Source organism: Hominiventricola sp., assembly GCF_057604405.1.
The window spans coordinates 26,312-51,534 of the sequence record NZ_DBLYVB010000015.1; the positions used below are offsets into that span (position 1 = coordinate 26,312).

The 25,223-nt window shown below is 46.8% G+C and carries 18 protein-coding genes and 1 riboswitch; of the genes, 14 read left to right on the top strand and 4 right to left on the bottom strand.

The window, feature by feature from the left end:
• The first annotated feature begins 17 nt into the window (after positions 1–17).
• Positions 18–1,514, top strand: coding sequence for a glycerol kinase GlpK (gene glpK, locus ACZMB2_RS09945; protein WP_487596628.1), 1,497 nt, complete (start codon positions 18–20; stop codon positions 1,512–1,514).
• Between the two features lie 195 nt (positions 1,515–1,709).
• Here glpK and murD read toward each other — a convergent pair whose 3' ends face one another.
• Complete coding sequence (murD, locus tag ACZMB2_RS09950) at positions 1,710–3,041, bottom strand: UDP-N-acetylmuramoyl-L-alanine--D-glutamate ligase (protein WP_487596629.1); 1,332 nt, start codon at positions 3,039–3,041, stop codon at positions 1,710–1,712.
• A 92-nt stretch (positions 3,042–3,133) separates the two neighbouring features.
• A complete protein-coding gene (locus ACZMB2_RS09955; protein ID WP_487596630.1) occupies positions 3,134–3,949 on the bottom strand; it encodes a hypothetical protein in 816 nt (271 codons plus the stop codon).
• Between the two features lie 105 nt (positions 3,950–4,054).
• Between ACZMB2_RS09955 and ACZMB2_RS09960 the strand changes: the two genes are divergently transcribed.
• Positions 4,055–4,756 carry a hypothetical protein gene (locus tag ACZMB2_RS09960; RefSeq protein ID WP_487596631.1) on the top strand — a complete coding sequence of 234 codons (702 nt, stop codon included), beginning with the start codon at positions 4,055–4,057 and terminating at the stop codon, positions 4,754–4,756.
• 6 nt (positions 4,757–4,762) lie between these two features.
• On the opposite strand, the gene srtB is transcribed toward ACZMB2_RS09960, so the two are convergent.
• The gene (gene srtB, locus ACZMB2_RS09965) at positions 4,763–5,602 is read right to left on the bottom strand and encodes a class B sortase (RefSeq protein ID WP_487596632.1); all 840 of its coding nucleotides are present in this window, start codon (positions 5,600–5,602) and stop codon (positions 4,763–4,765) included.
• Between the two features lie 170 nt (positions 5,603–5,772).
• Here srtB and nudC point away from each other — a divergent pair, with 170 nt between their 5' ends.
• Positions 5,773–6,612 (top strand): NAD(+) diphosphatase, encoded by an 840-nt coding sequence (gene nudC, locus ACZMB2_RS09970; protein WP_487596633.1) that lies wholly within the window; start codon positions 5,773–5,775, stop codon positions 6,610–6,612.
• Between the two features lie 66 nt (positions 6,613–6,678).
• Here the strand turns inward: nudC and ACZMB2_RS09975 are convergent, their stop codons facing one another.
• Positions 6,679–9,336: a heavy metal translocating P-type ATPase gene (locus ACZMB2_RS09975; protein WP_487596634.1), complete on the bottom strand. Its 2,658-nt coding sequence runs from the start codon at positions 9,334–9,336 to the stop codon at positions 6,679–6,681.
• Between the two features lie 216 nt (positions 9,337–9,552).
• Here ACZMB2_RS09975 and ACZMB2_RS09980 point away from each other — a divergent pair, with 216 nt between their 5' ends.
• From ACZMB2_RS09980 to ACZMB2_RS10030, 11 genes are all read left to right on the top strand, one after another.
• Positions 9,553–10,152 carry a TetR/AcrR family transcriptional regulator gene (locus ACZMB2_RS09980; protein WP_487596635.1) on the top strand — a complete coding sequence of 200 codons (600 nt, stop codon included), beginning with the start codon at positions 9,553–9,555 and terminating at the stop codon, positions 10,150–10,152.
• Between the two features lie 97 nt (positions 10,153–10,249).
• On the top strand, positions 10,250–12,598 hold the full coding sequence (locus tag ACZMB2_RS09985; protein ID WP_487596636.1) for an efflux RND transporter permease subunit: 2,349 nt from the start codon (positions 10,250–10,252) through the stop codon (positions 12,596–12,598).
• Complete coding sequence (locus ACZMB2_RS09990; protein ID WP_487596637.1) at positions 12,598–16,332, top strand: hypothetical protein; 3,735 nt, start codon at positions 12,598–12,600, stop codon at positions 16,330–16,332. Before ACZMB2_RS09985 ends, ACZMB2_RS09990 begins: the two co-directional genes overlap by 1 nt.
• 173 nt (positions 16,333–16,505) lie before the next feature.
• Positions 16,506–17,297 (top strand): class I SAM-dependent methyltransferase, encoded by a 792-nt coding sequence (locus ACZMB2_RS09995; RefSeq protein WP_487596638.1) that lies wholly within the window; start codon positions 16,506–16,508, stop codon positions 17,295–17,297.
• Positions 17,294–18,208 carry a LysR family transcriptional regulator gene (locus ACZMB2_RS10000; RefSeq protein WP_487596639.1) on the top strand — a complete coding sequence of 305 codons (915 nt, stop codon included), beginning with the start codon at positions 17,294–17,296 and terminating at the stop codon, positions 18,206–18,208. Before ACZMB2_RS09995 ends, ACZMB2_RS10000 begins: the two co-directional genes overlap by 4 nt.
• Positions 18,209–18,457: 249 nt before the next feature.
• Positions 18,458–18,642, top strand: a riboswitch (cobalamin riboswitch).
• A gap of 186 nt (positions 18,643–18,828) precedes the next feature.
• On the top strand, positions 18,829–20,418 hold the full coding sequence (locus ACZMB2_RS10005) for an ABC transporter substrate-binding protein (RefSeq protein WP_487596640.1): 1,590 nt from the start codon (positions 18,829–18,831) through the stop codon (positions 20,416–20,418).
• 90 nt (positions 20,419–20,508) lie between these two features.
• Entirely contained in the window at positions 20,509–21,447 is a 939-nt protein-coding gene (nikB, locus tag ACZMB2_RS10010; RefSeq protein WP_118769202.1) for a nickel ABC transporter permease, read from the top strand.
• Positions 21,448–21,451: 4 nt separating this feature from the next.
• The gene (gene nikC, locus ACZMB2_RS10015; RefSeq protein WP_487596641.1) at positions 21,452–22,282 is read left to right on the top strand and encodes a nickel transporter permease; all 831 of its coding nucleotides are present in this window, start codon (positions 21,452–21,454) and stop codon (positions 22,280–22,282) included.
• A 12-nt stretch (positions 22,283–22,294) separates the two neighbouring features.
• Complete coding sequence (locus ACZMB2_RS10020) at positions 22,295–23,077, top strand: ABC transporter ATP-binding protein (protein ID WP_487596642.1); 783 nt, start codon at positions 22,295–22,297, stop codon at positions 23,075–23,077.
• Positions 23,070–24,041, top strand: coding sequence for an ABC transporter ATP-binding protein (locus ACZMB2_RS10025; RefSeq protein WP_487596643.1), 972 nt, complete (start codon positions 23,070–23,072; stop codon positions 24,039–24,041). Before ACZMB2_RS10020 ends, ACZMB2_RS10025 begins: the two co-directional genes overlap by 8 nt.
• Positions 24,042–25,223 (top strand): hypothetical protein, encoded by a 1,182-nt coding sequence (locus ACZMB2_RS10030; protein ID WP_487596644.1) that lies wholly within the window; start codon positions 24,042–24,044, stop codon positions 25,221–25,223.

Sequence of the window (25,223 nt, forward strand, 5' to 3'; positions counted from 1 at the left end):
GGAGTTTTAGAAAAACCATGGCGAAGTATATAATGGCATTGGATGCCGGTACCACCAGTAACCGCTGTATCCTTTTTGACAAACAGGGCCATATCGTAAGTATGGCTCAGAAGGAATTTACCCAGTATTTCCCGAAGCCAGGCTGGGTGGAGCATGATGCCAATGAAATCTGGTCCACTCAGCTGGGAGTTGCGGTGGAAGCCATGCAGAAGGCAGGTGCATCCGCGGCAGATATTGCGGCCATCGGAATTACCAATCAAAGAGAAACGGTGGTAGTGTGGGATAAGAAGACCGGAGAACCGGTGTATCATGCCATTGTCTGGCAATGCCGCAGAACTTCTGCCTATTGTGATGAACTGAAAAGACAGGGGCTGGCGGGAATGATCCGGGAGAAGACAGGTCTTATGGTGGATGCTTATTTCTCGGGTACTAAATTAAAGTGGATTCTGGATCATGTAGAAGGTGCGAGAACACGGGCAGAAAGGGGAGAACTTCTCTTTGGAACCATTGAGACCTGGCTCATCTGGAAACTGACCAAAGGAACAGTCCATGTGACGGACTATTCCAATGCATCCCGCACCATGCTTTTTGATATTCAGACATTACAGTGGGATCCGGACATTCTGGAACTTCTTCAGATTCCGGCTTCCATGCTGCCCATGCCTGTTCCATCAAGCGGTGTTTGCGGAATGACGGATCCCAGCTATCTTGGCGGAGCAATTCCCATTGCGGGTGCGGCTGGTGACCAGCAGGCGGCACTGTTCGGACAGACATGTTTTGAGGCGGGAGAGGCAAAAAATACTTATGGAACCGGCTGTTTCCTTCTTATGAATACAGGGGAAAAGCCTGTCTTTTCGGAAAATGGACTGGTTACTACCATTGCCTGGGGACTTGATGGAAAAGTAAACTATGCACTGGAGGGCTCCATCTTCGTGGCAGGAGCCGCTATCCAGTGGTTAAGAGATGAATTGAAGATCATTGATTCTTCTGCGGATTCCGAATATATGGCACAGAAAGTCAAAGACACCAATGGATGCTACGTAGTACCGGCCTTTACCGGACTGGGAGCACCCTACTGGGATCAGTATGCCCGCGGTACCATCGTAGGACTTACCCGTGGCGTAAATAAATGTCATATCATCCGGGCAACACTTGAATCCATTGCCTGTCAGGTGCACGATGTGTTGGAAGCCATGGAAGCAGATTCCGGCATCCAGCTGTCTGCACTGAAAGTAGACGGCGGCGCCAGTGCCAATAATTTTCTTATGCAGACACAGGCGGATCTCATTGATGCGCCGGTCAACCGTCCATGCTGTGTGGAATCCACGGCCATGGGTGCAGCTTATCTGGCAGGACTGGCAGTCCGCTACTGGAAAGATGTGGACGAAGTTCGCAAAAACTGGGCTATTGATCAGACCTTCTACCCGCAGATGAGCATGGAAGAACGTAAGAAAAAATTGTCCGGCTGGAAGAAAGCTGTGAAATACGCCTGTGGCTGGGCGAAAGAAGAATAACCCAATAAAATAAAGCAGATAAGCTGTGAAAAGGAACCGCTCGCGCTAAGTCCTCGATCCAGCGGTACTAACATTCGAACGTCGCTGATTGCTCGTTCTCATGAAGTACCGGGACTGCGGACGTTCCTTTCACAGGTTATCTGCTTTTTTGCTGTCTGCTTCACAAACACCGGTGTCTATTGTCAGTGTCAGCTATTAATTTTCCAGCGCCAGCTTTGTAAACACATCGCCGCGTTCTTCAAAATTCTTAAAAATTCCATAACTTGCAGCGGCCGGTGACAGGACGCAGGCGTAACCTGCAGGAGTCACTTCTTTTGCAAATGCAACCGCTTCTTCCAGCGTATCCACCAGATGAAGCCGTTCCGGCTGATGGAAATCCGGGTAGGAAGCATGAATCTCTTCATAAATCCTTTTTCCGGTGGCAGCCATAAGAATAATATGGGGTACCGGGTCAACGGACAGGTAGGAGATCAGATCCTGGTAGTCAATGCCCCGGTCCATGCCGCCGATGAGGACGGAGCCGACGGAAGAGACGCTTTTTAATGCCTGAATGGTCGTATCACAAATCGTGGAGATAGAGTCATCATAAAAGCGGATACTGTTCTTTTCACCGACCAGGCGCAGACGGTGGGGAAGTGGTTCATAACTGATCAGTCCCTGCTCGATCTGGCGGTCACTGATGCCCAGTGTGCGGCAGATTGCATATACAAATGCAATATCCAGATGGTTGTGGTGCCCCAGCAGCGGAATTTTATCTGTGGGAATCTGATAATCATGGTCTTCAAAATGAATGCGGCTTCCGGATAACAAGACGTCTGCCTCGAAATTCTGGTCAGATACAGAATAAATCCGGGAACGGCAGGTTCCAGCTGCCGGAATCACATCCGTGCCGCAAAACAGAAGATCCTGCGGTTTCTGGTGCAGGTAAATCTGTTGTTTGGAGTGGATGTATTTTTCCATGGTGCCATAATGATCCAGATGTTCTTCATGAATGTTCAGAAGCACGCCAATATGTGGGGATACGTGAGTGTATTCCAGCTGATGGCAGGACAGCTCACAGACCAGACGGGTATCCGGATGAATTTCTTCCAGAATATCAAAGGCCGGTATACCGATATTTCCGGCAAGCACGGTGTCTTGACCGGATTTCTTCAAAATATGATAGAGAAGAGTGGTGGTCGTGCTCTTTCCCTTGGTTCCCGTAATTCCGATGATCCGGTCACGGTAAGCTTCAAAGAATACTTCCATCTGTGAAGTGAAGCGGCAGGAATACTGTTCCGGATCTTTGGGCAGGACTACACCGGGACTTTTGAAAATCAGGTCATAATCATCCAGCGTGTCCATATAATGCTCGCCGCATAATGCTTTGACAGAATCCAGAAGCTGAACCTGATTCTTATCTGCAACCGTGACGGAAGCAAATCCTCCCACTTCCAGAATTCGATGGAGAGTAGAATGTCCTTCTCTGCCATATCCCAGGATCAGGATATGGTTGTCTTTTATCTGTTCTTTTAAAATATTCAGCATATTTGATCTCCTTGTATAGGATGCATAAATGTCATTCTGTGGTTATTTTATCACAGACCTTTTTAAATGGAAAGGGGATTTCCCCCTTCCCATCATTCACAGTCCTTTTTTAGCTGTTCTTCGCACAGGGGAGGACCAAGCTCTAATGGCTTAATATTCAGGTTCAGAAGATCCCCGTTGACGAAGTTCAGGCACAGACTGTCATCGGCAGTTTCCAGGCTTCCCTTTGGTACCCGTACCTTGCCCTGGTGAGGGATTAGATACTGGGAGAAGAAGACACTGCTGACGATGAGCGTCAGGCCCACGGTGATCTCGCTGTTTGCCACATCCAGATTCAGTACCTTCGGATAGGCGATGGCATTTAAACCCTGAGTCATGGAATGATTAGCAGCGGTAAATCCCAGATAGGAAATGAGTGGTGTAACTGCAGTTCCGGCCGTATCCAGCGTATAGGAAATGCCATAAGGAGTGAAAAGTTCCAGCGTGACGGAGCTGGGATTGGTATCCTCATTGTAGCCCGCGTCCGTAGCCGGAGGCAGATAGGTAAATGATTGGACAAAGGTGCCGAGCAGCTGGCCAGAGCAGCTGTAGAGCCGGATGAGCAGCGTGACGGCAATGTTCTGCAGGGTAATTTCCGTACAGTTGGGACGGCCGCTGATGGGTGTGATTTCACTGTTGGTAAAATCAATGTTCAGCACCTGGACAAAGGCCTTTTCTGCTGTGGTAAGGGTTGGAAATGTGGTGCCGTCCACGGTGAGGGTCTGACAGATGTTGATGCCAATCTCATCATAGACTACGGGCGCATAGACCGCCAGCAGGTTCGGATCCCCACATAAGGGGGAGGAACACAGATCCGTACAGGGATCATCCAGATGGCAGGAGATGCTTTTACGACAACATTTTGGCATGAAAAAGGCTCCTTTCTGTAAAGATATTCTCCTTATAGAGTATGTATCTGGTTCATTTTTGCTTTTCTCAATCATATATATGGGTAGGAAAAGGAGGAGATCCGGATGAATGAAGTCTTTGAGCAGGGAGCGCAGCAGAAACTGGTGCTGTACACAGAAGGAAATGAGATTATTGCGGTCCGGCTGCCCCTGCGGACAGGTGGTGAATATGTGCTGCGGGATGGGTACCTGGCAGATCTGACTGCAGTTGTTTTGGAAAATACCATCCGTTTTGCCTGGCATTCATTGGAGCATCGGATTATACTGTCGGATATTCATGGAAGACGGGATCAGGTGGTGTTAAGCGACGCTATGAATGCGAGCCAGTATGGAGGACTGCGGCTTGTGAACCGGGAAGGAAAACTCTGGCTGTTCTATACAGCGAAGGAACCTGCAGAATCAGTCTGGAAAGGGTATCTGTTCCAACCAGAGGAGGAAGAGGCTGCCCGGGAACTTCCGGGAGTTTATGATAAACGACCGGTGTTGGAGATTCACAGGCTAGGTGTATGGTGGATTCTGGAAATGGGATTGCCCGGAAAGTTTTCTTATTTTATATGGGAAGAGAACGGAAAAATAGTGTCCGCCAGGGAGCAGGCAGTGCGGGAAGAGCAAAAGAAAATAAAAGAGCAGGAGCAGCAGATTGCCTATATTTCTGAGCAATATGAGCAGCTACGGAAAATTACGATAGAGCTTCAGGAGGATGGAAGACGGATGATGGATTATATTCGGCAGAAAAAAAGCGGGCACCCTCCGAAGAAGGTGCCCTGAAAAGGTTTAATATAATTTCTTGGCATGAACGACGAAACGTTTTGCACCCTTGTTGGTACAGGTGGAAAGGGTGAGGACAGAATCATTGGTTCCCACAGACACGCCTGTATTATAGAGAGAGGAAGCAGTCAGTTCATCCAGAAAAGCAGCATAGGTATCGTCAGAATGATATCCGATAGTGTAAGTAATATCGGTTACATCTGCCTCATGGCAGGAAAAGATCTGATAGCAGTGTGTGCCATCTTCCTGATCCAGATAAACGTACGGATGTGCTTCATAATAATTTTTCTTTCCGTAATTCTTCAGACCTGCAAACATGGAGCCATTCTTCATATTGTGACCATAAACAATGGTGTGAAGATCGGAAAAATCTCCGGCATTGCTTGCTTCCACAAAGATAGCGCCGGATTTATTTTCCTGACGGCGGAAGGTGTGGGTCAGATAGTAAACATTGTCCGTCGTATGAACCACCGGATAACTGATTTCGGTTCCTGGAATCTCAATCCAGCCAACTGCCTCTTCATTGATCTTTTTCAGAGAAGCAAAATCAATACGCTCTTCTTTTGAGGAAGCGGCTTCGGGCGCTTCTTCTGATGTATCATCAGAAGTGTTATCAGAAGAGGAAGAAGCCTGATCCGGTGTTTCCGGCTCCGAGAGCACATACTGCTGCAGGTCTTTGTATTCCTTATCACCGGAACTGTATCCGATGAAAATAGTTGCTAATTTCCAGATGCTGAAGGCCAGCAGGCAAATACAAAATCCAAGAAACAGTCCCTGGAGCAGAGACTGAAGGGGAGTGCTTCTGCGGCGTCCGTGTTTTTTCTGTTTTCTTTTCTTGTTGTGCATAGTTTTTACCGTCCCATATCATGATTGATTTTTGATATACATTAACCATATTTTATCAGATTCCAGGAATAAATACCAGAGGAATAAAATATATCGCCAATCATCGGATTTTTGTTGCCTGCCCGGAAAATATGGATATAATAATGAATAGAAAACAAAGGAGAAAAGAAATGATTCAGGATATTGCACCAAAGAAATATGTCAATCACTATGAAGAGCAGAGTCCGGCAGCAGAAGACTGGATGCTGGTATACCGGGACGGCAAAGTGCTCTGTCGGTTTGACAATGAGAAAATGTATTTTCCAAAAGTAAAAGAAATTACCCAGGAAGAGCAGGATGTGACCTATCTTTTCACCATCAGCGACGAGCGTTTCTTCCTTCTGAAAAATGGACTTGATGGGGAATTGGAAGGCTATGGCTGGGAGAAACCGGTGGTTTTCAGAAATGCCAGACCTCAATATCGTGGATTTGCGGGAATTACGGGCATGCAGCTTTTTGACTGGTATCGTTCCAATAAGTTCTGTGGCCGCTGCGGTAAATCGATGGTTCCGGATCATAAAGAGAGAATGGTTCATTGTGAATGCTGCGGTAATATGGTGTATCCGAAGATCTGCCCGGGAGTTATTGTAGCTGTAACCAATGGAAATAAAATTCTGCTTACGAAATATGCACCGACACCGGGAAGAACTGCCAGTTATGCACTGATTGCCGGATTTACGGAGATCGGTGAGACTCTGGAAGAGACGGTACAGCGGGAAGTTATGGAAGAAGTTGGTCTCAAAGTCAAAAATATTCGTTATTACAAGAGCCAGCCCTGGTCCTTCTCCTCTACTCTGCTCTGCGGATTTTTCTGTGATGTGGATGGAGATACGGATATCACGCTGGATACGGAGGAATTGTCCGTGGGAGAGTGGTTTGAACGGGAAGATATTCCGCTGGAAGATGATGGCATCAGCCTGACCAGAGAGATGATCGGAGTCTTCAAGACCGGCGGTGAGAAGAATCTTTAAAAGAAGACAGCACATAAAAACGGCAGATCAGTTCGATCTGCCGTTTTTAACGTTCATTTATGGACGTTATTTCTTATATAATACCCGGATGGAGTTCAGCACGCACAGCATGGCAACACCGGTGTCCGCAAATACTGCCATCCACATGGAAGCGAATCCACACAGACCGAGGATCATAACGATAACCTTGATAGCAAGTGCAAATACGATGTTCTGCCAGGAAATGCTGACAGCTGCTTTTGCAATTCTCATGGAATCCGGAATTGCAGTCATGCTGGAGGTCATGTAAACCACGTCTGCTGCTTCAATGGCTGCATCAGCGCCGCTTCCCATAGCAGCACCAACATCAGCGCCTGCCAGTACCGGAGCATCGTTGATACCGTCGCCGACGAACATCACATGCTCATGCTGGGAACGGATTTTCTGAAGCTCGCTCAACTTATCCTGCGGAAGCAGTTTTGCGTGTACTTCATCAATTCCAGTTTCTTTTGCAACAGCCTCTGCACTGTTCTGAGCGTCACCGGTCAGCATAGCGGTGGTGATACCCTGTTTCTTCAGTGCTGCGATAGCGGATTTTGCATCTGCTTTGATCGTATCGGAGATGGTCAGGTATCCGGCGTAGTCACCTTCTACTGCAACCAGAACCTCGGTTCCGAATACATCATTTTCGTAAGCAGAAAGGTTGACACTGTGATGTTCCATGAGCTTTCTGTTGCCACAGAGAACCACATTTCCATCGATGATGGCCAGAATTCCCTCGCCGGCGATTTCTTTTAAAGTAGAAGGTTTGCTTAACTGCAGGCCTTTTTCTTTTGCTGCGGTTACAATGCTGACTGCAATCGGGTGAGTAGAGTTCTGTTCACAGCTTGCAGTGATCTGAAGAAGTTCATCCTCGGAAAGTTTTCCTGCGGATACGGTTTTCTGAAGAACGAAGTTTCCTTCGGTGATGGTTCCAGTCTTATCCATAACGACTGCTTTGACATCAGCAAGTGCTTCCAGAGCAACGCCGCCTTTGAACAGGATACCTTTCTTGGAACCTGCACCGATACCTGAGAAGAATGCCAGCGGTACACTTAATACCAGAGCACACGGGCAGCTCATAACCAGGAAGGACAGTGCGGTGTAAATCCAGTAATGCCAGTCGCCGCCGCCAACCAACGGAGGAAGCAGAGCAGTACCAAGTGCCAGAAATACAACGATCGGGGTGTATACTCTGGAGAATTTGGTAATGAAACGGTCTACCTTCGGCTTGCTTGCTGCTGCGTTCTCTACGGAATCCAGGATTCTGGTAACCATGGACTCGCCAAGGGGTTTCTCAACACGGATGGTCAGCTGACCGGAAGTGTTGACACAACCGGAAGTGACTTCATCATTGACTGCTACATGGACCGGTACCGGCTCGCCGGTGATCGGTGAAGTGTCGATACGGCTGTCACCGTCGATGACAATGCCATCCAGCGGGATACGGTCGCCAGGACGAACCAGGATGATGTCACCCGGAACAGCATCCTCTGCCGGAATCACTTTTGTTTCGCCATTCTCTACAAGGTTTACTGTCTCCGGACGAAGGTCAACGGCCTCCATGATCTGTCCGCGGCTTCTCTCAACGGCTTTCTCCTCGAAGAACTCGCCGATACGATAGAATAGCATAACGCCGACCGCTTCCGGATAGGACTTGATTGCGAAAGCACCGAGGGTTGCAATACTCATAAGGAAGTTCTCGTCAAAGATCTGGCCTTTTCCTATGTTGCGGACAGCGGTCAGAACAACTTTCCATCCAAGAACTGCGTAAGCGATGACATAGAACGGAAGCAGAACTGTCATATCCATGTTCACATGCTCCAGAACTTCCATCAAAATGAAGAGAATGGCACCGACAGCAATGCTGACAACGGTACGCTGTTCCGCGGTCATGCCGAATTTCTTCTCTTCCTCTTTTTTAACGGAAGGTTTGCGTTCCATCTCTTTGATCACTGCATTCGGCTCTACAATGGCACAGACTTCTTTGATTTTCGGGAGAATGCGATCCGGGTTGGCAGCGGTAATACGAAGCTGCTGCGTTGTATAGGTAAGAACTGCTTCGCTTACTTCATCCAGCTCATTGATCTTACGCTCGATCTTTGCGGCACAGTTGGCACAGTCCAGATTTTCCACGATGTAGATTTTGGTCTTTAATCCGTTGGAAGTTTCCTTCGGAACAACCTTTACTTCAGATTCAATGGAAGAACAGATATCCTGAATCTGCGGAAGGAGTGCATCATAGTTTTCAGCAGTAATACGAAGCTGTTTGGTGGCGTAGGTGATGGTTGCCTCTGCAACGCCCGGCAGCTCATTGATACGCTTCTCCATCTTTGCGGCACAGTTTGCGCATCCCAGGTTTTCCAGAATGTATACACGTTTTCCATGGGCATTGACACCTTCGTGATGATGTCCGCATCCACACTCATCGCCGTGTTCGTGATGGTGATGCTCGTGCTCGTGATCATGGCCGTGGTCATGACCGCATCCGCAGCTGTCGCCATGTTCGTGATGATGATGCTCATGCTCCTCATGGCCGTGGTCATGACCGCATCCGCAACTGTCGCCATGTTCGTGATGATGATGCTCATGCTCTTCGTGGCTATGCTCCTGTACATGTTCTTCATGATCGTGATCGTGACTACATCCGCAGCCGCACTCATCGTCGTGCTGGTGTTCTAATAACATCAGGAATTCTTTTTTCATAACTTTATAACCTCCAGAAATCATGGTAGTGATTATTTGGTTCATTTAAACGTATGAACATTTGCTCATATGAAGACTATAGCATACAAGTTAAGAAAGCGCAAGAGTTTTATGATAACTTTTTCGGCTTCTTGACATCCCAATAAAGGTATATTATTGTTAGTCTTGAATGACTGGAAATCTAAGACATACGATTGCAGAACAGGAGAATGTAACATGGGAGAAACAGAAAAAACACTGAAAAAAAATACCATGACGAAAGAGTGTATTTTTACAGCGCTTCTGATCCTGATGGAAAAGAAACCTTATGAGGAAATTACCATTACAGATATTGCAAAAAAAGCGGGCGTATCCAGGATGTCCTATTATCGGTTATATAAATCGAAGGATGATATTCTTATCCAATATTTTAATGAAGTCTTTGAAGAATTGCTGGAACGGGCAAAAGCGATAGGCAGTATTACCCGATATCAGTTTGGACTGATGATTTTCCAGACAACCAAGGAAAATGATCGTCTCCTGAAGGCAGTGCTGAAAGCACAGCTTTATGAACTGGTACTTCGCCGGCTCATTAAGTTCTGCTATTATCTGGCAGAACATATTGTACAGATGGATATGAGCGACAAGCGAACAGATTATTGGGTCTATGAGGAGGCAGGGCGGTTCAGTCTTTTGCTGGTCTGCTGGATTGAGCGGGATCTGAAGGAATCGCCGGAGGAGATGGCGCATATTCTGTTTGAAAATCCATTGCGTTATACGGAATCCAGGGTACTGGAAAACGGACTGAGAACAGAAAAAACAAAATTGTCACATTAAATATGAGAATTCTTGTGATTTTCGAATTCCTATATTATGATACGATACAGCATAAAATGAAGTTACATGTGTAACATTTAAATAAGGAGGAAGAAACTTGAGAAAACTGGCAGAGTTTATCGTAGACAAAAGAAAGTTTCTGCTGATCATTTTCATTGCTGCAGCGATTGGCAGCGTGATCATGTCCAGTCATATTAACGTCATTCAGGAACTGACGGATTACCTTCCGGATGATACCGAGACGAGTATTGGTCTGGATGTGATGGATGAACAGTTCACCACCTTTGGCACAGCAAAGGTGATGGTACAGAATGTTACCTATGATCAGGCAAAAGCGATTGCAGATCAGCTGAAAGACATCAAGGGTGTATCTGCTGTGGACTTTTATGAAGAAGACGAGGATGATGAAAACAATGACACCGAGGAAAAAGAGTTCACAAACAGTGAAGATATGAGAGACTCCTATCAGGATCTGGCAGCTCTATATTCTATTTCCTTTGAGACACCGGAAGATGACAGTCTGGCCCAGGCAGCGATCGCAGATGTAAGAACTGCGTTGAAAGATTATGATGCCTGGTTCTATACAACAGTCGATAAAGATGATGCAGCGGATCTGCAGGATGACATGAAAGTCATTCTGGTGATTGCGGTTATCATTATTGTAGGTGTTTTGTTGTTTACGTCCGGTACTTATATGGAGATTGCCATCTTCATGCTGGTATTTGGTATGGCAGCACTCCTGAATATGGGAACAAACTTTATCTTCTATAATATATCTTTCGTGACGAATGCGGTGGCAACGGTGCTGCAGCTGGCGATGGCCATTGACTATGCGATTATTCTGTTTCACCGTTTTATGGAAGAAAAAGGAAAGGTAGATACCAGAGAGGCTCTGGTACGTGCCCTGGAAAAAGGTATTCCGGAGATTTCTTCCAGCTCCCTGACCACCATGGCAGGTATGGTGGCCCTGATGTTTATGCAGTTTGGTATCGGTCTTGATCTGGGACGTGTCATGATTAAGGCAATTCTTTTGAGTATGCTTTCTGTATTTGGCTTCATGCCGGGCCTGATTATGCTGTGGGAGAAACAGATTGACAGAACGTTACATAAAAGCTTTGTACCAAACATTGAATTCTGGGGAAAAATCGTTCTGGCCATACGGCATGTAACGCTGCCTGTTTTTGCGGTTGTCATGGTAGTGGCATGTTTCCTTTCTGTTAACTGTAATTATGTTTATGATAATAGCTCTGTAGAATCAGCGAAGATGAACGAATACATGACGGCCAAGAGGGAAATTTCCAAAGTCTTTGACCTTGATAATACGCTGGCGGTTGTTGTTCCAAAGGGTGACTACGACAGTGAAGCACGGATTATGGAAGAAGTAGAAAGCCTTCCCATGGTGGATTCGACACTGGGACTTGCCAACGTAACGGTGGATGATGATGAACAGTATGTATTAACCGATTCCCTGACACCCCAGGAACTGGCAGATATTACGGACATGGACATTGATACGATCCGTCTGCTGTATCGTTTTTATGCATGGAAAGAGGAGAAATACGGCGCGTTCCTCAATTCCATTGATGATTTTGAAATTCCGCTGCTCTCCATGATTGATTTTATTTATGGAGAGGAAGAAAATGAGACCTTTGATTTCTCTGCGGATTTCTCCCAGGATATCCAGGATATGCATAAGACCGTATCGGATGCCAGAGAGCAGCTGGAGGGAGACGAATACTCCCGTATGCTGGTCATGACCACCGGCCCCATTGAGGGAGATGAAATATTTCATACGATTGATCAGATCCGTGATATTGCATATCAGTACTATCATGAAGTCTATGTGGTGGGTGATTCTACCAGTGATTACGACTTAAGTAAATCCTTTACCCAGGATAACCTGATGGTAAGTATTATGACAGCGGTCTTTGTGGCAATCATCCTGTTATTTACCTTTACCAACTACAGTATTCCGCTGATTCTGGTAGCAACGATCCAGACCAGTATCTGGATTAACTTCTCTATCCCGGCAGTGACCGGAACGGGTATGTTTTTCTTGAGCTATCTGATTGTCAGCTCCATTCAGATGGGCGCGACCATTGACTACGCGATTGTCATTACCAGCCGTTATACGGCTTACCGGAAAGAAAATGTAGATAAGAGAACGGCAATTATTAAAACCTTGAATGAAAGTTTCCCGACGATTATTACGTCCGGAACAATCATGACCTCTGCCGGATTTGTGATCGGACAGATTACATCCAATCCGGTTATTGCTTCTCTTGGAACGACACTGGGAACCGGTACCTTGACTTCGATTATACTGGTTATGTTGATTCTGCCGCAGCTTCTGTACGCATTTGACGGAGTCATTAACAAGACCTATCGCAAGAGAAGAATTAATATCGGCAGTGGAGAAACACAGACGAATGGAGGGGCAGAATAATGAGAAGAAAAAGAAATTTACCATGGCGTATCATCGATTCCTGCCTTATTGTATCCCTGCTGGCTGCCCAGCCGAATGTTGCCGCATATGCGGCAGAAGGATCTGATCCTGGTATCGTTTCTATTACCAGTGAAGATGATTTTGTCCTGTTGACAGAGAACTGTAAGACAGAATCCTTCTCTACCGGGAAGACGTTCCGGCTGGATGCAGATCTTGATTTGTCCAATTACGAAAATCTGTTTCTTCCGGTAATGGACGGTACTTTTGATGGAAATGGTCATCAGATTATTGGGGTGACACTGAGTGAGGAAATGTCCGACTATGGACTGTTCCGTTACATAACGGAAAACGGAGTGGTTAAGAACCTGACCGTAGAAGGAGAAATTCTTGGCGGAGACGAGCAGGAAAATATCGGAATCCTGGCAGGAAGCAATGCCGGAGCTATTGAAAATTGTGTCACACGCGGTACTTTGAACGCAGAGACAGCAGTTGGCGGTATTACGGGAAAAAATGAGGAGACAGGATCTGTTTCCCGTTCTGAAAATGAGGCGGCGATTGACGGTAAAATGCAGACCGGAGGAATTGCCGGATTAAACGAAGGAAGCATTAGCGACTGTGTCAACAGCGGTAAAATTAATACCAACCAGAAAATAAAGAAACAGGCAGAAGGAGACGGAAGCAGTGTCAATATTTCCATTCCCAATGCAGTGACAGGTCTTACGGCAGATGAAAGAGCCAATGAGACTGGAGGAATTGCTGGAAATTCATCCGGAGATATCTCCTATTGTACCAATACAGCGACCATTGGATTCGAGCGTCTGGGAAGCTCTACCGGTGGTATCGTAGGAAGACAGCTTGGCAGTCTTAGTTACTGCGCTAATAAGGGTGTGGTTTACGGGCACAAAAATGTCGGAGGTATTTCCGGTGTACTGGAACCTTATGAGGAATCTTCCTATGACAGAGATTATCGCCAGGAGCTCTCTGATGAGCTGGACCGTCTGGGTGATCTCATCGATGATGTGTCCAATCAGGGTGAAAAACTGGGAGATAACCTGTCCGACAATGCAGATCTTCTGTCCGATCAGCTGAAAACCCTTCGAAATTCTCTTCGTGGTTATATGGATGATTACAGTGATATGGCAAGTGACGGAAAAGATGCCATCCACGACAATGTAAAATCCATGAAGAAGACGATCGATGGCATGCAGTATGATGTGAAGATCAAACAGCTGAATACGGCAATCGAGCAGATTTCCAATGATATTGCCCAGATGGAAAAGATCATGGAACAGTTGAAGCCCTATGTGGATCAGGGAAATGCAAAACTGGATGGGCTGTTCAAACAATATGAAGAGAAAATTCAGGGATGGATTGACTCAATTGACGATCTGAAGCAATATCAGGAGAATCTGCCTGATGAGGCACCGGATGAGGTCACACCGGCAGCACCGACGCCGGATGCGGGGGCAGCGGATACCGGAAGCGAGGATACTTCTCAGGAAGGAGCAGATTCAGGCAGCAGTGATGCACCTGCGGCAGACAATGGTTCAGGTAACAGTGATGCATCTGCGGCAGACAGTGGTTCAGGCAGCAGTGATGCACCTGCGGCAGACAGTGGTTCAGGTAACAGTGATGCACCTGCGGCAGACAGTGGTTCAGGCAGCAGTGATGCACCTGCGGCAGACAGTGGTTCAGGCAACAGTGATGCACCTGCGGCAAACAGCAGTTCAGACAGCAGCTCCTCCGACGACAACAGTGGTTCTTCCAATGACAGCAGTGCTTCAGGCGACGGCAATGATCAGGCAAGCACCGGAAGAATGATACCGGTTACTTATCGGGTAGTCACTTCCACTACCCTGCCGGATGGAACCCAGCTGCCGGATGTGAATATTCCGGATGTGCAGGTTCCGTCAGAACTGACAGCAGCATTACAGCAGCTGCAGGCACTCAGCAAGGATGTACGTACCCAGATGAGCACCATTGCAGGTCTGTTGGGCGAAATGCCGGGGCAGACCAATCAGCTGATGTCAGATATTAAATCCATCACCGGAAGCATGGATAAGATGACAGATGAACTGGATGACATTCTGGATGACTTTGATGATGAAATGGATACCATGAAGGATGATCTGCGTCAGAAAGGAAATACTATTTCTGATACACTGGACAATACATCCGATACCCTTCATGCCGATTTCGATGGAGTCAGGGATTCCCTTGACCGGGTGAAAGACCAGTTTGATGTGATTCGAGGAACCGTTTCTGATGCATTGGATGAACTGAAGAACCGGATTGATGATAAATCTATTTATGTCGATGTATCTGAACTGACGGATGCCACAGCAGGGGATGGAAAGATCATTTCCAGTACCAACTCTGGAGAGGTGTATGCAGATACCCAGGGAGGCGGTATTGCGGGAGCCATTGTGAAGACAAATCCGCAGAAAGCATCTGCCTGGTTCTTCCAGGATAAGAACGATGACGAGGATGATGACGAGGATGACAGTGACAGTATTACCCGTCATGTGCTGGCAGCCATTTTCTCCAGCTCCAATACAGCGGACATTACGGTAAAAGGTGATTATGCCGGCGGTATTGTGGGAAAAGCAGACTATGGAATTATCGTGGCAGCGGAAAACTACGGGGATATTCTGACTGACGGTGGAAAATATGCCGGAGGAATTGCCGGAAGATGCGACAATACCATTCGTGACAGTTATGTATTAAGTGGAGTCAGCGGAGATGGTTATGTAGGCGGTGTGGCCGGAAGAGGCGAAGATATCAGCGGCAACTATGTATGCGCTTACCTTGACATGGACAGCTATGTAAAATCCAGCGGTGCAGTCGTAGGAAAAGCGGACGGAGTTGTAAAGGATAATTATTTTGTAGATAACGGTTATGGTGCTGTGGATGGCGTGACCAGAAGCAGTGAGGCAGAGAGCATGGACTATGATTCTCTGATTCAGCTTGGAAATATGCCTCTTAATTTCACTCAGTTTACCGTTCGTTTCATGAACGGAGAGCAGGTAGTCTGGCAGAATACATTTGCTTATGGAGATGAACTTCCGGAGGAAAACTATCCTGACCTCCCGAAATCGAAAGACGGATATGTGTACTGGGAAGAAAAAGATGTGAGTCCCATTCACAGAAATGTAACGGTTCATGCGGTATATCGTGCCTATATGCCGGCATTGACAGCTGATGCAGAAGCAGAGAAGTCGCCGGTACTTATGGGCGGCGAATTCTATCCGGATACGAAGATTTCCGTGAGAGAAGCAACGGATGAAGAACTGGCACAGGTAAAAGCCAATATTGATAATGACAGTCCGTTCTATAAATATTATCTGAAGAAGGTATACTATTATGAAGTATCTCAGGCACAGCCGCTTAGGACAAACGCAATTGTGCGGGTACTGAACGATACCCGTCTGGCAGACAGTCTGATGACCATGGATGCAGAATATCAGACCGTGGGAGAAGCACAGAAAGCAGACACCATTGGAAGTTATCTCTCATCCGATACGCAGATCAGTTCTGCCGGATATATCGTAGTACTGAACCGCATGGATATCTGGGCGGAGATCCTGATTTCAGCAGCAGTGCTTGCACTGGCAATTCTGGTTGTCGTAGGACTTCATATCAGAAGACAAAAACGAAGAAATGCAGCAAAAGCAGCAGCGGAGGCGGCAGTGACCAAAGAAACAGATGATGAGACGGTAAAACCAGAAGAATAAGCAGTAAATAATTGCAGCAGTAGAGAAGCCTCTGCTGCTGTTTTTGTTTCAAAAAATAACCCCCCACCCGGCTTGTGAAGAATTTAACCATGTGCTAATCTGATATCATAAGTGGTCGGAAAGCAGATGAAAATCCGGCTGTATTTTGAAGAGACCCACAGGAGGATATGGGGATGATATTATCACAGATTGAACAGTACTGGACAGGAAGAGCGGAAGGCTATTCCCAGGTGAACCAGCATGAGCTGGCAACCGGGCAGGACCGGGTATGGCTTGAAGAGATCCGTCGTCATCTGCCGGAAGGGGCGCTGAAGATTCTGGATGTTGGAACTGGTCCTGGATTTTTTGCCATTCTGCTCACCAAAGCAGGATATGATGTGACGGCAGTAGATTATACAGAAGCTATGCTGGAGGAGGCAAAGAAAAATGCGGGGGCACTTGCCTCCAGTATCCATTTTCAGAGAATGGATGCACAGAAACTGGATTTTCCGGATGGATACTTTGACGTAGTCATTTCCAGAAATCTGACCTGGAATCTGGAAGAGCCGGGAAAAGCTTATGCAGAATGGATGCGCGTGCTGAAAAAAGGTGGCCGCCTTCTGAATTTTGATGCCAACTGGTATCATCATCTCTTCGATGAGGAGAAGAGAAAAGAATATGAAGAGGACCGGAAACGGGTAGAGAATCTTCATCTGGATGACCATTATACCTGCACGGATATTGACGCCATGGAGGATATTGCAAGACAGATTCCCATGAGCAGAACCATGCGTCCGGCGTGGGATGTACAGGTGTTAAGAGACCGCCTTGGAAATGAAGTGGAAGCAGATGAGAAGGTCTGGGAGAGAGTCTGGGATTCTACGGAAAAAGCCAACTATGGGTCTACACCGATGTTCCTCATCAGCGCCGTAAAAATGAGCGGAACAAAAGCTGTCTGTCCCAATAAGGAAGGATATACTTCATGATAGAAACCAAACAGCTGCAGTATCTGGTGGTCTGTGCCCAGCTTCGATCATTCAGTAAGGCAGCAGAAGCACTGTATACGACGCAGCCCAATGTGAGCAAAGTGATCCGCATGCTGGAAGATGAGCTGGGATTTCCGGTATTTGTCCGTCAGAGCAGAGGGATTACGCTTACGGCCAGAGGACAGCGTGTCTATGAATATGCAAGCAGGGCCGTAGAAAATATAGAACAGTTAAAATCATTTTCCCGGATGGATAAGGGAGAAGAACTGCTGGCATCCTGGAATCCCAGTTCCTGGATGGCCTCCTGTTTTGCTGCTTTTTATCAGGAGCATCGGCAGGAAGATGTCTGTTATCATGTAATGACGGCGGGAACGGAAGAAATACTGGAACGGTGCCAGGCGGGGAAAGATGATATTGGATTTGTCTATGTATTAGATGAGCAGATGCCATCTTTTCAGTACCGACTGGAATGTGCCGGACTCATTTTTCAGGAACTGAAACGGACGAAAGCATATCTTTATTTTGGAAAAGACCATCCATTGACTGGCAAATCCGGTATTGGGGAAATTGCACTGGATGAGGTACGCCTGGTGCAGTGTTATGAAGATGAGTATACACTGGGACGCAGGATGACGGAGGAAACAGACCGGATCTCACCGACAGACCGTATGAAGATCTCGGTTATTACTAACAGTGACTATGTTATGAATGAACTGCTTAGAAAGACAGACCTGGGCAATGTGAGCGGTGGTTATCTGAGCCGCGAAAAAGAATCCCGGGGATATCCCGGATATTCACTTTACGGAGAAGAAGAACCGATTCTGTTTGGCTGCGTCAGCCGTCAGGGAGAGCCGCTGGATGGATGGGCAGAACACTATCTGGAGTTTGTACGAAGCAGATTACAAGAATAATGTATAACAAATAACGCATAATCTATTCTAAAATGGAATATATCCATGTTCTTGCGAAGAAATGGAGATATTTCTTATTTTTAAGTTTTTTGAAAGGAAAAAAGGAAGAGGAAAAAGAGCGGAAATCAGATGAAATCGAAGCGGAATTGCAGAATGATCTTGATAAGATATAACGAAATAGAATACAAGATTCGTTGACAAAATGTGAAGAAAGTGTGAATATGAAAATACATGTTCATATGGTCGGCAATCGAGCCGCAAAAAATAAGTTCGAAGATGGATTCGATGAAAAGGGAATCCGGTGAAAGTCCGGAACGATCCCGTCACTGTAATAGTTAAGCTTGGAGCAGATGCCACTGGGGAGATGATTCCTGGGAAGGTGCTTTGGGTGTGGATGCTAAAGTCAGGAGACCTGCTTGTTTTTTGTCAGAAAGAGTTCTTGCGGAAGACGAGATAATTCTTACCTAGAAAAATCTATGTTTTAAGGGGATAGTGTGTAAAAAGGTGAGAGGAAAGTCGGATGTAGATCCGGCTTTTTTTATGCGTAATTTTTAAGTGGGAGACGAATTGATAGTGCAGACAGCGCTGGCAGATGAATGAAATGAGAAAGGATAGAGAATATGAAAAACACGAAGAAATGTATCAGTTTAACTCTGGCAGCAGCTTTGCTGCTGACTGGCTGCGGCGGTGGAGCATCCGATAACAGCGGAAGCACTTCTGCTGCGAATGATGGAGATAAGAAAGTACTTACTTTCGGATGCCAGATGTATACCGATGGTATTGTCAATACCGTTACCGATGAGAACGGTGGATGGAATGCTATGCGTTACGGTATCACCGAGGGACTGTTCAAGTTCAACGACAGCATGGAAGTAGAGCCGTGGCTTGCTGACAGCTACACTGTAAATGATGAGCATACCGAGTGGGTCATCACCCTGAAAGACGGCATCAAATTCTCTGACGGCTGTGATCTGACTCCGACTAAAGTAAAAGAGTGCTTTGAATATCTGAAAGAGATGGGACCGAGTGGATCTGCAAAACCGCAGAAATATCTGGAGTTCGAGGCAACCATTACTGCAGATGATGCAGCAAATACCCTGACCATCCAGACGACTCAGCCTTATGCCAACCTTCCGGGACAGCTGGCACATCCGACTATGGCAATTGTTGATGTGGCAGATACCGAGAACTTTGACAATGGCACGATCGGAACCGGTCCGTACATGGTTGAGACTTTCAATGGTGTAGGTGTAGGTTATGATCTGGCAGCGAATCCGAACTACCGTGAGGAAGTCCCCTATGACGAAGTAAAACTGATGTACATGGGGGATGCTTCTGCCAAGACCATGGCGCTGCAGAGCGGACAGGTTGATCTGGTAGAGAATATTACCAATGTATCTGATATCCAGGATTTCAAAGATAATCCTGATTTCACGGTAGATATTGCTTCTGGTGTTCGTTGTGGTTTCAGCTGGATGAACTTTGACGGCGTTCTTGGCAACAAGACTCTGCGTCAGGCAATCCTGATGGGCATTGACTATGATACCATTTGCAACTCCAAGACCATCGGAGGTCTGTATACTCCGGGATTCTCAGTACTGCCGTCTACTTTAAGCTATGGTTATGACAAACTGACCAACCCCTATACCTATGATCCGGAAGGCGCTAAGAAGCTCCTTGATGATGCAGGAATCGTAGATACTGATGGAGATGGAATCCGTGAGCTGGATGGACAGAATATCAATCTGCACTACGTTTCCTATGAGAACCGTCTGCTGAACGATTTCTCCAACGCACATATTCAGTATCTGGCAGAGATCGGTATCGGATGCACCGCAGACTACGGCAGCTCTGATGACCAGTGGAGCAAACTTGCTGCTGGAGATTATGACTTCAATAACAATAACTGGATCACCGTAGGTACCGGAGATCCCTATGCTTACATGGCAAACTGGGCAACCGATACTACTTACTGCGGATATTCCAATCCGGAATATGATGCACTGTTCGAGCAGCTGAAGAGCGAGATGGATGAAGAGAAACGTGCAGATCTGATCTTCCAGATGCAGCAGATTCTGGTAGATGATGCCGCTGTTCTGATCGACGGTTACTACAACTCTTCCATGATTTACTCTAAGAATGTAGGAAATGCACATATCCATACGGCAGACTACTACTGGCTGACCACCGAGATTACCCCGGCTGAGTAAGATTAAGTATTCATTACCCCCATCCGTGCCCCTTGCGGCGGCCAGGGTGGGGGTTCCTGTTTTGTTCACTTTTAGAAAGGAGCCATTGTCTTGAATAAGAAACAGATTCTTCGCCGAATCTTACAGATTGCAATTGTATTGATTGGTATCAGTTTCGTAACGTTTTTACTGACCTACCTGTCTCCTGGAGATCCGGTCCGCAACATGTTCTCCGCTACCGGCGTGATGCCGACGGAAGAACTGGTACAGCAGACCAGGGATGAGATGGGACTGAACGACCCGTTTTTCACCCAGTATTTCCGCTGGCTGTTTAACTGCCTGCATGGTGATTTTGGAAAATCCTACAGCCTCAACAAACCGGTAGTGGAGCTTCTGGCAGCCCGTGTATTGCCGACCCTGAAGCTGACCCTCATGTCACTGATTCTGATGTTGATCATAGCAGTGCCGCTGGGTGTTGCTTCCGCATTACATAAAGACGGTATCATCGACTATATCTGCCGTGCGGTAACCTTCATTGGATGTGCGATGCCGAACTTCTGGGTAGGACTTCTCCTGATGATGCTGCTGTGTGTACAGATTCAGGTTTTCCCTGTTATCGCTTCCGGCGGTGACTTCAAGAGTCTGTTTCTGCCGGCACTGACGCTGGCCATTGCAATGGCATCTAAATATACCAGACAGGTCCGGACTGCAGTTCTGGAGGAATTAAGTCAGGATTATGTGATCGGAGCAGAAGCCAGAGGTGTGAAACGTTCCACGATTATTTGGAAAAATGTATTTCCGAATGCATTGCTTCCGCTGATTACCATGCTGGGACTTTCCGTCGGAAGCCTTCTTGGTGGTACCAGTGTTGTAGAGGTGATCTTCTCTTATCCTGGACTTGGTAACCTGGCCGTTACTGCGATTACTTCCAGTGACTACAACCTGATTCAGGGGTATGTACTCTGGATGGCGCTGATTTATATGGTCATTAACCTGATTGTGGATGCATCCTATGTCTATATTGATCCCCGGATGCGCTTGAAGAGGTAAGAAGATGAAGAAGACGTTAAAATTTGTGAAAGAACATAAGCAGTTTACCTTTTTTGGAATTCTTGCCATTTTGATTATTCTGGCAGCTGTTTTTGCACCGGTACTGACCGGAGGTGTTGACCCGCTGAAAGGTTCCCTGACAGATGCCCTGGAGGCACCGAGCAAAGCTCATATTTTCGGTACTGATAAAATGGGACGTGATATTTATGCCCGTGTGATTTACGGAGCCCGTGCATCCCTCACTTCTACCTTTGGTGTGGTTGTTCTTATTTTTCTGGTGGGAAGTGTAGTAGGTGTCATTGCCGGTTATTTCGGCGGAGCCGTTGATGCGGTTCTCATGCGGATTGCAGATATGATGCTGGCTTTCCCAGGCCTGGTTCTGGCACTGGCTGTGGCAGGTATCATGGGTGCAAGTATCCGTAATGCCATCATCGCAATCGTAGCTGTCAACTGGACCAAATATGCCCGTCTGGCACGAAGCCTGGTTATGAAAATCCGTGACCGTGACTATGTATCCGCAGCCATTGTAACTGGTTCTAAAACACCCTACATGTTGCTTCGTTATATGCTGCCCAATGCACTGCCGACGCTGATTATCACAGCAGCTACGGATGTAGGCGGTATGATGCTGGAGATCGCAGCCCTGTCCTTCCTGGGATTTGGTGCAAAGCCGCCGACACCGGAATGGGGCTATATGCTGAATGAAGGTCGTGCCTGTATGCAGTCCGCACCCTGGATGATGCTATATCCGGGTCTTGCAATTTTCTTTGTCGTTGTTGTATTTAACATGTTGGGAGATTCCATTCGGGATATCCTGGATCCGAGAGCAGAGTAAGGAGGTAGGAATATGCTGAAAATTGATAATATTACGATTGCGTATAAAGATGTTCCTACCGTTGTAGATTTCAGTCTCGACATGGCTCCGGGTCAGATCGTCAGTCTGGTAGGAGAGAGCGGAAGCGGTAAGACTACCGTGATTCGTGCGGTCTTAGGACTGCTTGCAGGCGGCGGTAAAGTAACCAAGGGAGATATTCTTTTTCATGGTACTTCCCTTCTTAAAAATACACCGGAGCAGTGGAGAAAACTGCGCGGCAGCGAGATTTCCATGATTTTCCAGGACAGCGGTGCCATGATGAACCCGACCCGGAAGATTGGATCTGTATTTACAGAGTATCTGCAGACCCATGAAAAGATTTCCAAAAAGGATGCATGGGCAAAGGGGGAAGAGATGCTTGGAAAAATGCGCCTTCCGAGTCCGGATAATATCATGCGTTCTTATCCGTTCCAATTATCCGGCGGTATGCGTCAGCGTGTCGGTATTGCCATGGGTATGACTTATCAGCCGAAGCTTCTGCTGGCAGATGAGCCGACGAGTGCACTGGATGTAACTACTCAGGCACAGATTGTTCGCCAGATGATGGAATTAAGAGAAGATTATGGCACCGGTATTATTGTTGTTACCCATAATCTGGGTGTGGCAGCCTATATGTCCGACTATGTTGTGGTCATGAAAGATGGTCATATAGAAGATCAGGGAGACCGAGACCATATCCTGCATCATTCAGAAAATGAATACACCCGCAGGCTGTTAAGCGCAGTACCTTCGATGGGAGGGGAATCTTATGTTTGAACATGATGAAGTTATATTGGAGGCAAAGCATGTTACAAGACGTTTTCCGGCATCTGACGGACGGACTTTGGTTGCCAATGATGATATTAACCTGAAATTTTATAAAGGAAAGACATTAGGACTGGTAGGAGAATCCGGTTGCGGAAAATCCACCTTCATGCGGTTCCTGGTGTCTCTGGACACCCCTTCTGAAGGAGAAATTCTTTATCGGGGCAAAGATATTACTAAACTGAAGGGAGAGGAACTGCGTCAGAACCGACAGAATATTCAGATGGTATTCCAGGATCCGACTTCTTCCTTTAACCCGAAGATGAAGATCCGGGATATCGTATGCGAACCCCTTCTGAATTTTAACCGGATTAAGAAGAACGAAAAGGATGCAGCCTGCCGGCGTCTTCTGGAAATGGTAGAGCTGCCGGGAGATTTCGCAGACCGTTATCCCCACAATATGTCCGGCGGACAGCGGCAGCGTGTGGCAATTGCCCGTGCGCTGGCTCTGGAACCGGAGATTTTGATTCTGGATGAGGCAACTTCTGCACTGGATGTGTCCGTACAGCAGACGATTATTGAACTGATTGTAAAGCTTCAGAAAGAGAAGAATATTACTATCGGATTTATCTGCCATGATATTTCCCTGATCCAGTCCTGCGCTCATGAGGTGGCAGTGATGTATCTTGGAAATGTAGTGGAGGTATTGCCTGCGGAGGATCTGGCAGAGCATGCAGTTCATCCCTACACGAGAGCACTGATTGGCTCCATTTTTGATATTGGAATGGATTTCTCCAAACCGATTGAGGAAATCAAAGGAGAAGCTCCCAGTCCGCTGGATGTGCCGGCAGGATGCCCCTTCCGGGGACGCTGCCCGAAGGCAACAGAGCGGTGTGGGGCTGAAAAACCAAAACTTCAGCAGATCGGAGCAGATCATGAAGTGGCTTGTCATCTGTTTGACAAGGAGGACAAATAATTGAAAAAAGCAAAGAAAATCATCGCTTTACTGCTTGCATTGACTATGATGTTAGCTATGACTTCCTGCGCACAAAAAACCGAGGAGCGGGAGCACATCCATAAGATCGGGGTAATTGTTTATGATCTGAAGGATGAACAGGTACAGGCGTTCCGTGAGTATATGGAAGGCTATCTGGGGGAGAATTTTTCTGATGTGGATTTCCTGTATTCCGCAGGGGTAACCACAGATGTAGAGGAGATGGAGTTCCTGAACAATGCCATTGCGGCAGGTGTGGAAGGAATTATCGCATTTAACAGTTTTGATATTGAGAAAGAAGTATCACTCTGTGCATCCCATGGAGTGTATTATCTCCGTCCCTCCAGTACGACAGATCCGGAAACCTTTGCGAAAGTAGAAGATAATCCATATTTCCTGGGATATTTCGGACCGGGAAATGAGATGGAGTATCAGGCCGGATATGATATGGCTGCTTATTTCGCCAAAGAGCAGATTACGGACAATTATCTTCTTTTAAGCGGAGGTGCGGGCACCAATGTGATGCACGAACAGCGCGCAGAAGGAATGCTTGACGCCCTGCAGGAAGCCTACGGCGTTCAGTTTGACCAGAGCAGTACCGAGCTTGCATCGGCTTCTGAACCGGTCAGCGTGGAAGCAGGAAACTTAAAAGTCACTGTATTTCCGGGCTATATTGGGGTGCCGGATGTAGGACAGCAGGCAGTTGCAGAGTTTGAAAAAGATCAGGCAGGTGTGGTTATGAGTTCCATTCCAGTACAGGCCATTGCAGATTCTCTGGGAGATGCAAGCCTTGGAACGGTTGACTGTTATACGGAAACTAATGGAAAACTTTTTAAAAACGGTAACTTGAAATATCTGTGTGGTAAATATGAATCCATCATTGGACCGGCCTTTGCAGCTATGTACAATGCGGTAACCGGATACAGTGAGGATTTTCGGGAAGATGGAAAAGCATTTGCCATTCAGCAGGGCTTTTGGACTTCCACCGATTATCAGGATTTCCAGGAAAAATATGAGCTGTCTTCCGGCATTACTTTGAATGCCTACAGCTATGAGGATCTTCTGGAAGTGTGCAAAGCACATAATCCGAATGCAACCTTAGACGATCTGAAGGAACTTGCAGGTGCGTGGGACTTTGATTCCGCAGTACAGAGAAGGAAATAA

What these genes read in the sequence shown, in the direction of transcription:
- murD (WP_487596629.1), bottom strand. Translation starts at nt 3,041, where the DNA reads ATGCTGAATATTTTAAAAGAACAGATAAAAGACAACCATATCCTGATC.
- ACZMB2_RS09955 (WP_487596630.1), bottom strand. Translation starts at nt 3,949, where the DNA reads ATGCCAAAATGTTGTCGTAAAAGCATCTCCTGCCATCTGGATGATCCC.
- ACZMB2_RS10020 (WP_487596642.1), top strand. Translation starts at nt 22,295, where the DNA reads ATGCTGAAAATTGATAATATTACGATTGCGTATAAAGATGTTCCTACC.
- ACZMB2_RS10005 (WP_487596640.1), top strand. Translation starts at nt 18,829, where the DNA reads ATGAAAAACACGAAGAAATGTATCAGTTTAACTCTGGCAGCAGCTTTG.
- ACZMB2_RS09960 (WP_487596631.1), top strand. Translation starts at nt 4,055, where the DNA reads ATGAATGAAGTCTTTGAGCAGGGAGCGCAGCAGAAACTGGTGCTGTAC.
- ACZMB2_RS09980 (WP_487596635.1), top strand. Translation starts at nt 9,553, where the DNA reads ATGGGAGAAACAGAAAAAACACTGAAAAAAAATACCATGACGAAAGAG.
- ACZMB2_RS09975 (WP_487596634.1), bottom strand. Translation starts at nt 9,336, where the DNA reads ATGAAAAAAGAATTCCTGATGTTATTAGAACACCAGCACGACGATGAG.
- nudC (WP_487596633.1), top strand. Translation starts at nt 5,773, where the DNA reads ATGATTCAGGATATTGCACCAAAGAAATATGTCAATCACTATGAAGAG.
- glpK (WP_487596628.1), top strand. Translation starts at nt 18, where the DNA reads ATGGCGAAGTATATAATGGCATTGGATGCCGGTACCACCAGTAACCGC.
- nikC (WP_487596641.1), top strand. Translation starts at nt 21,452, where the DNA reads ATGAAGAAGACGTTAAAATTTGTGAAAGAACATAAGCAGTTTACCTTT.
- ACZMB2_RS09995 (WP_487596638.1), top strand. Translation starts at nt 16,506, where the DNA reads ATGATATTATCACAGATTGAACAGTACTGGACAGGAAGAGCGGAAGGC.
- ACZMB2_RS10000 (WP_487596639.1), top strand. Translation starts at nt 17,294, where the DNA reads ATGATAGAAACCAAACAGCTGCAGTATCTGGTGGTCTGTGCCCAGCTT.
- ACZMB2_RS10025 (WP_487596643.1), top strand. Translation starts at nt 23,070, where the DNA reads ATGTTTGAACATGATGAAGTTATATTGGAGGCAAAGCATGTTACAAGA.
- srtB (WP_487596632.1), bottom strand. Translation starts at nt 5,602, where the DNA reads ATGCACAACAAGAAAAGAAAACAGAAAAAACACGGACGCCGCAGAAGC.
- ACZMB2_RS09990 (WP_487596637.1), top strand. Translation starts at nt 12,598, where the DNA reads ATGAGAAGAAAAAGAAATTTACCATGGCGTATCATCGATTCCTGCCTT.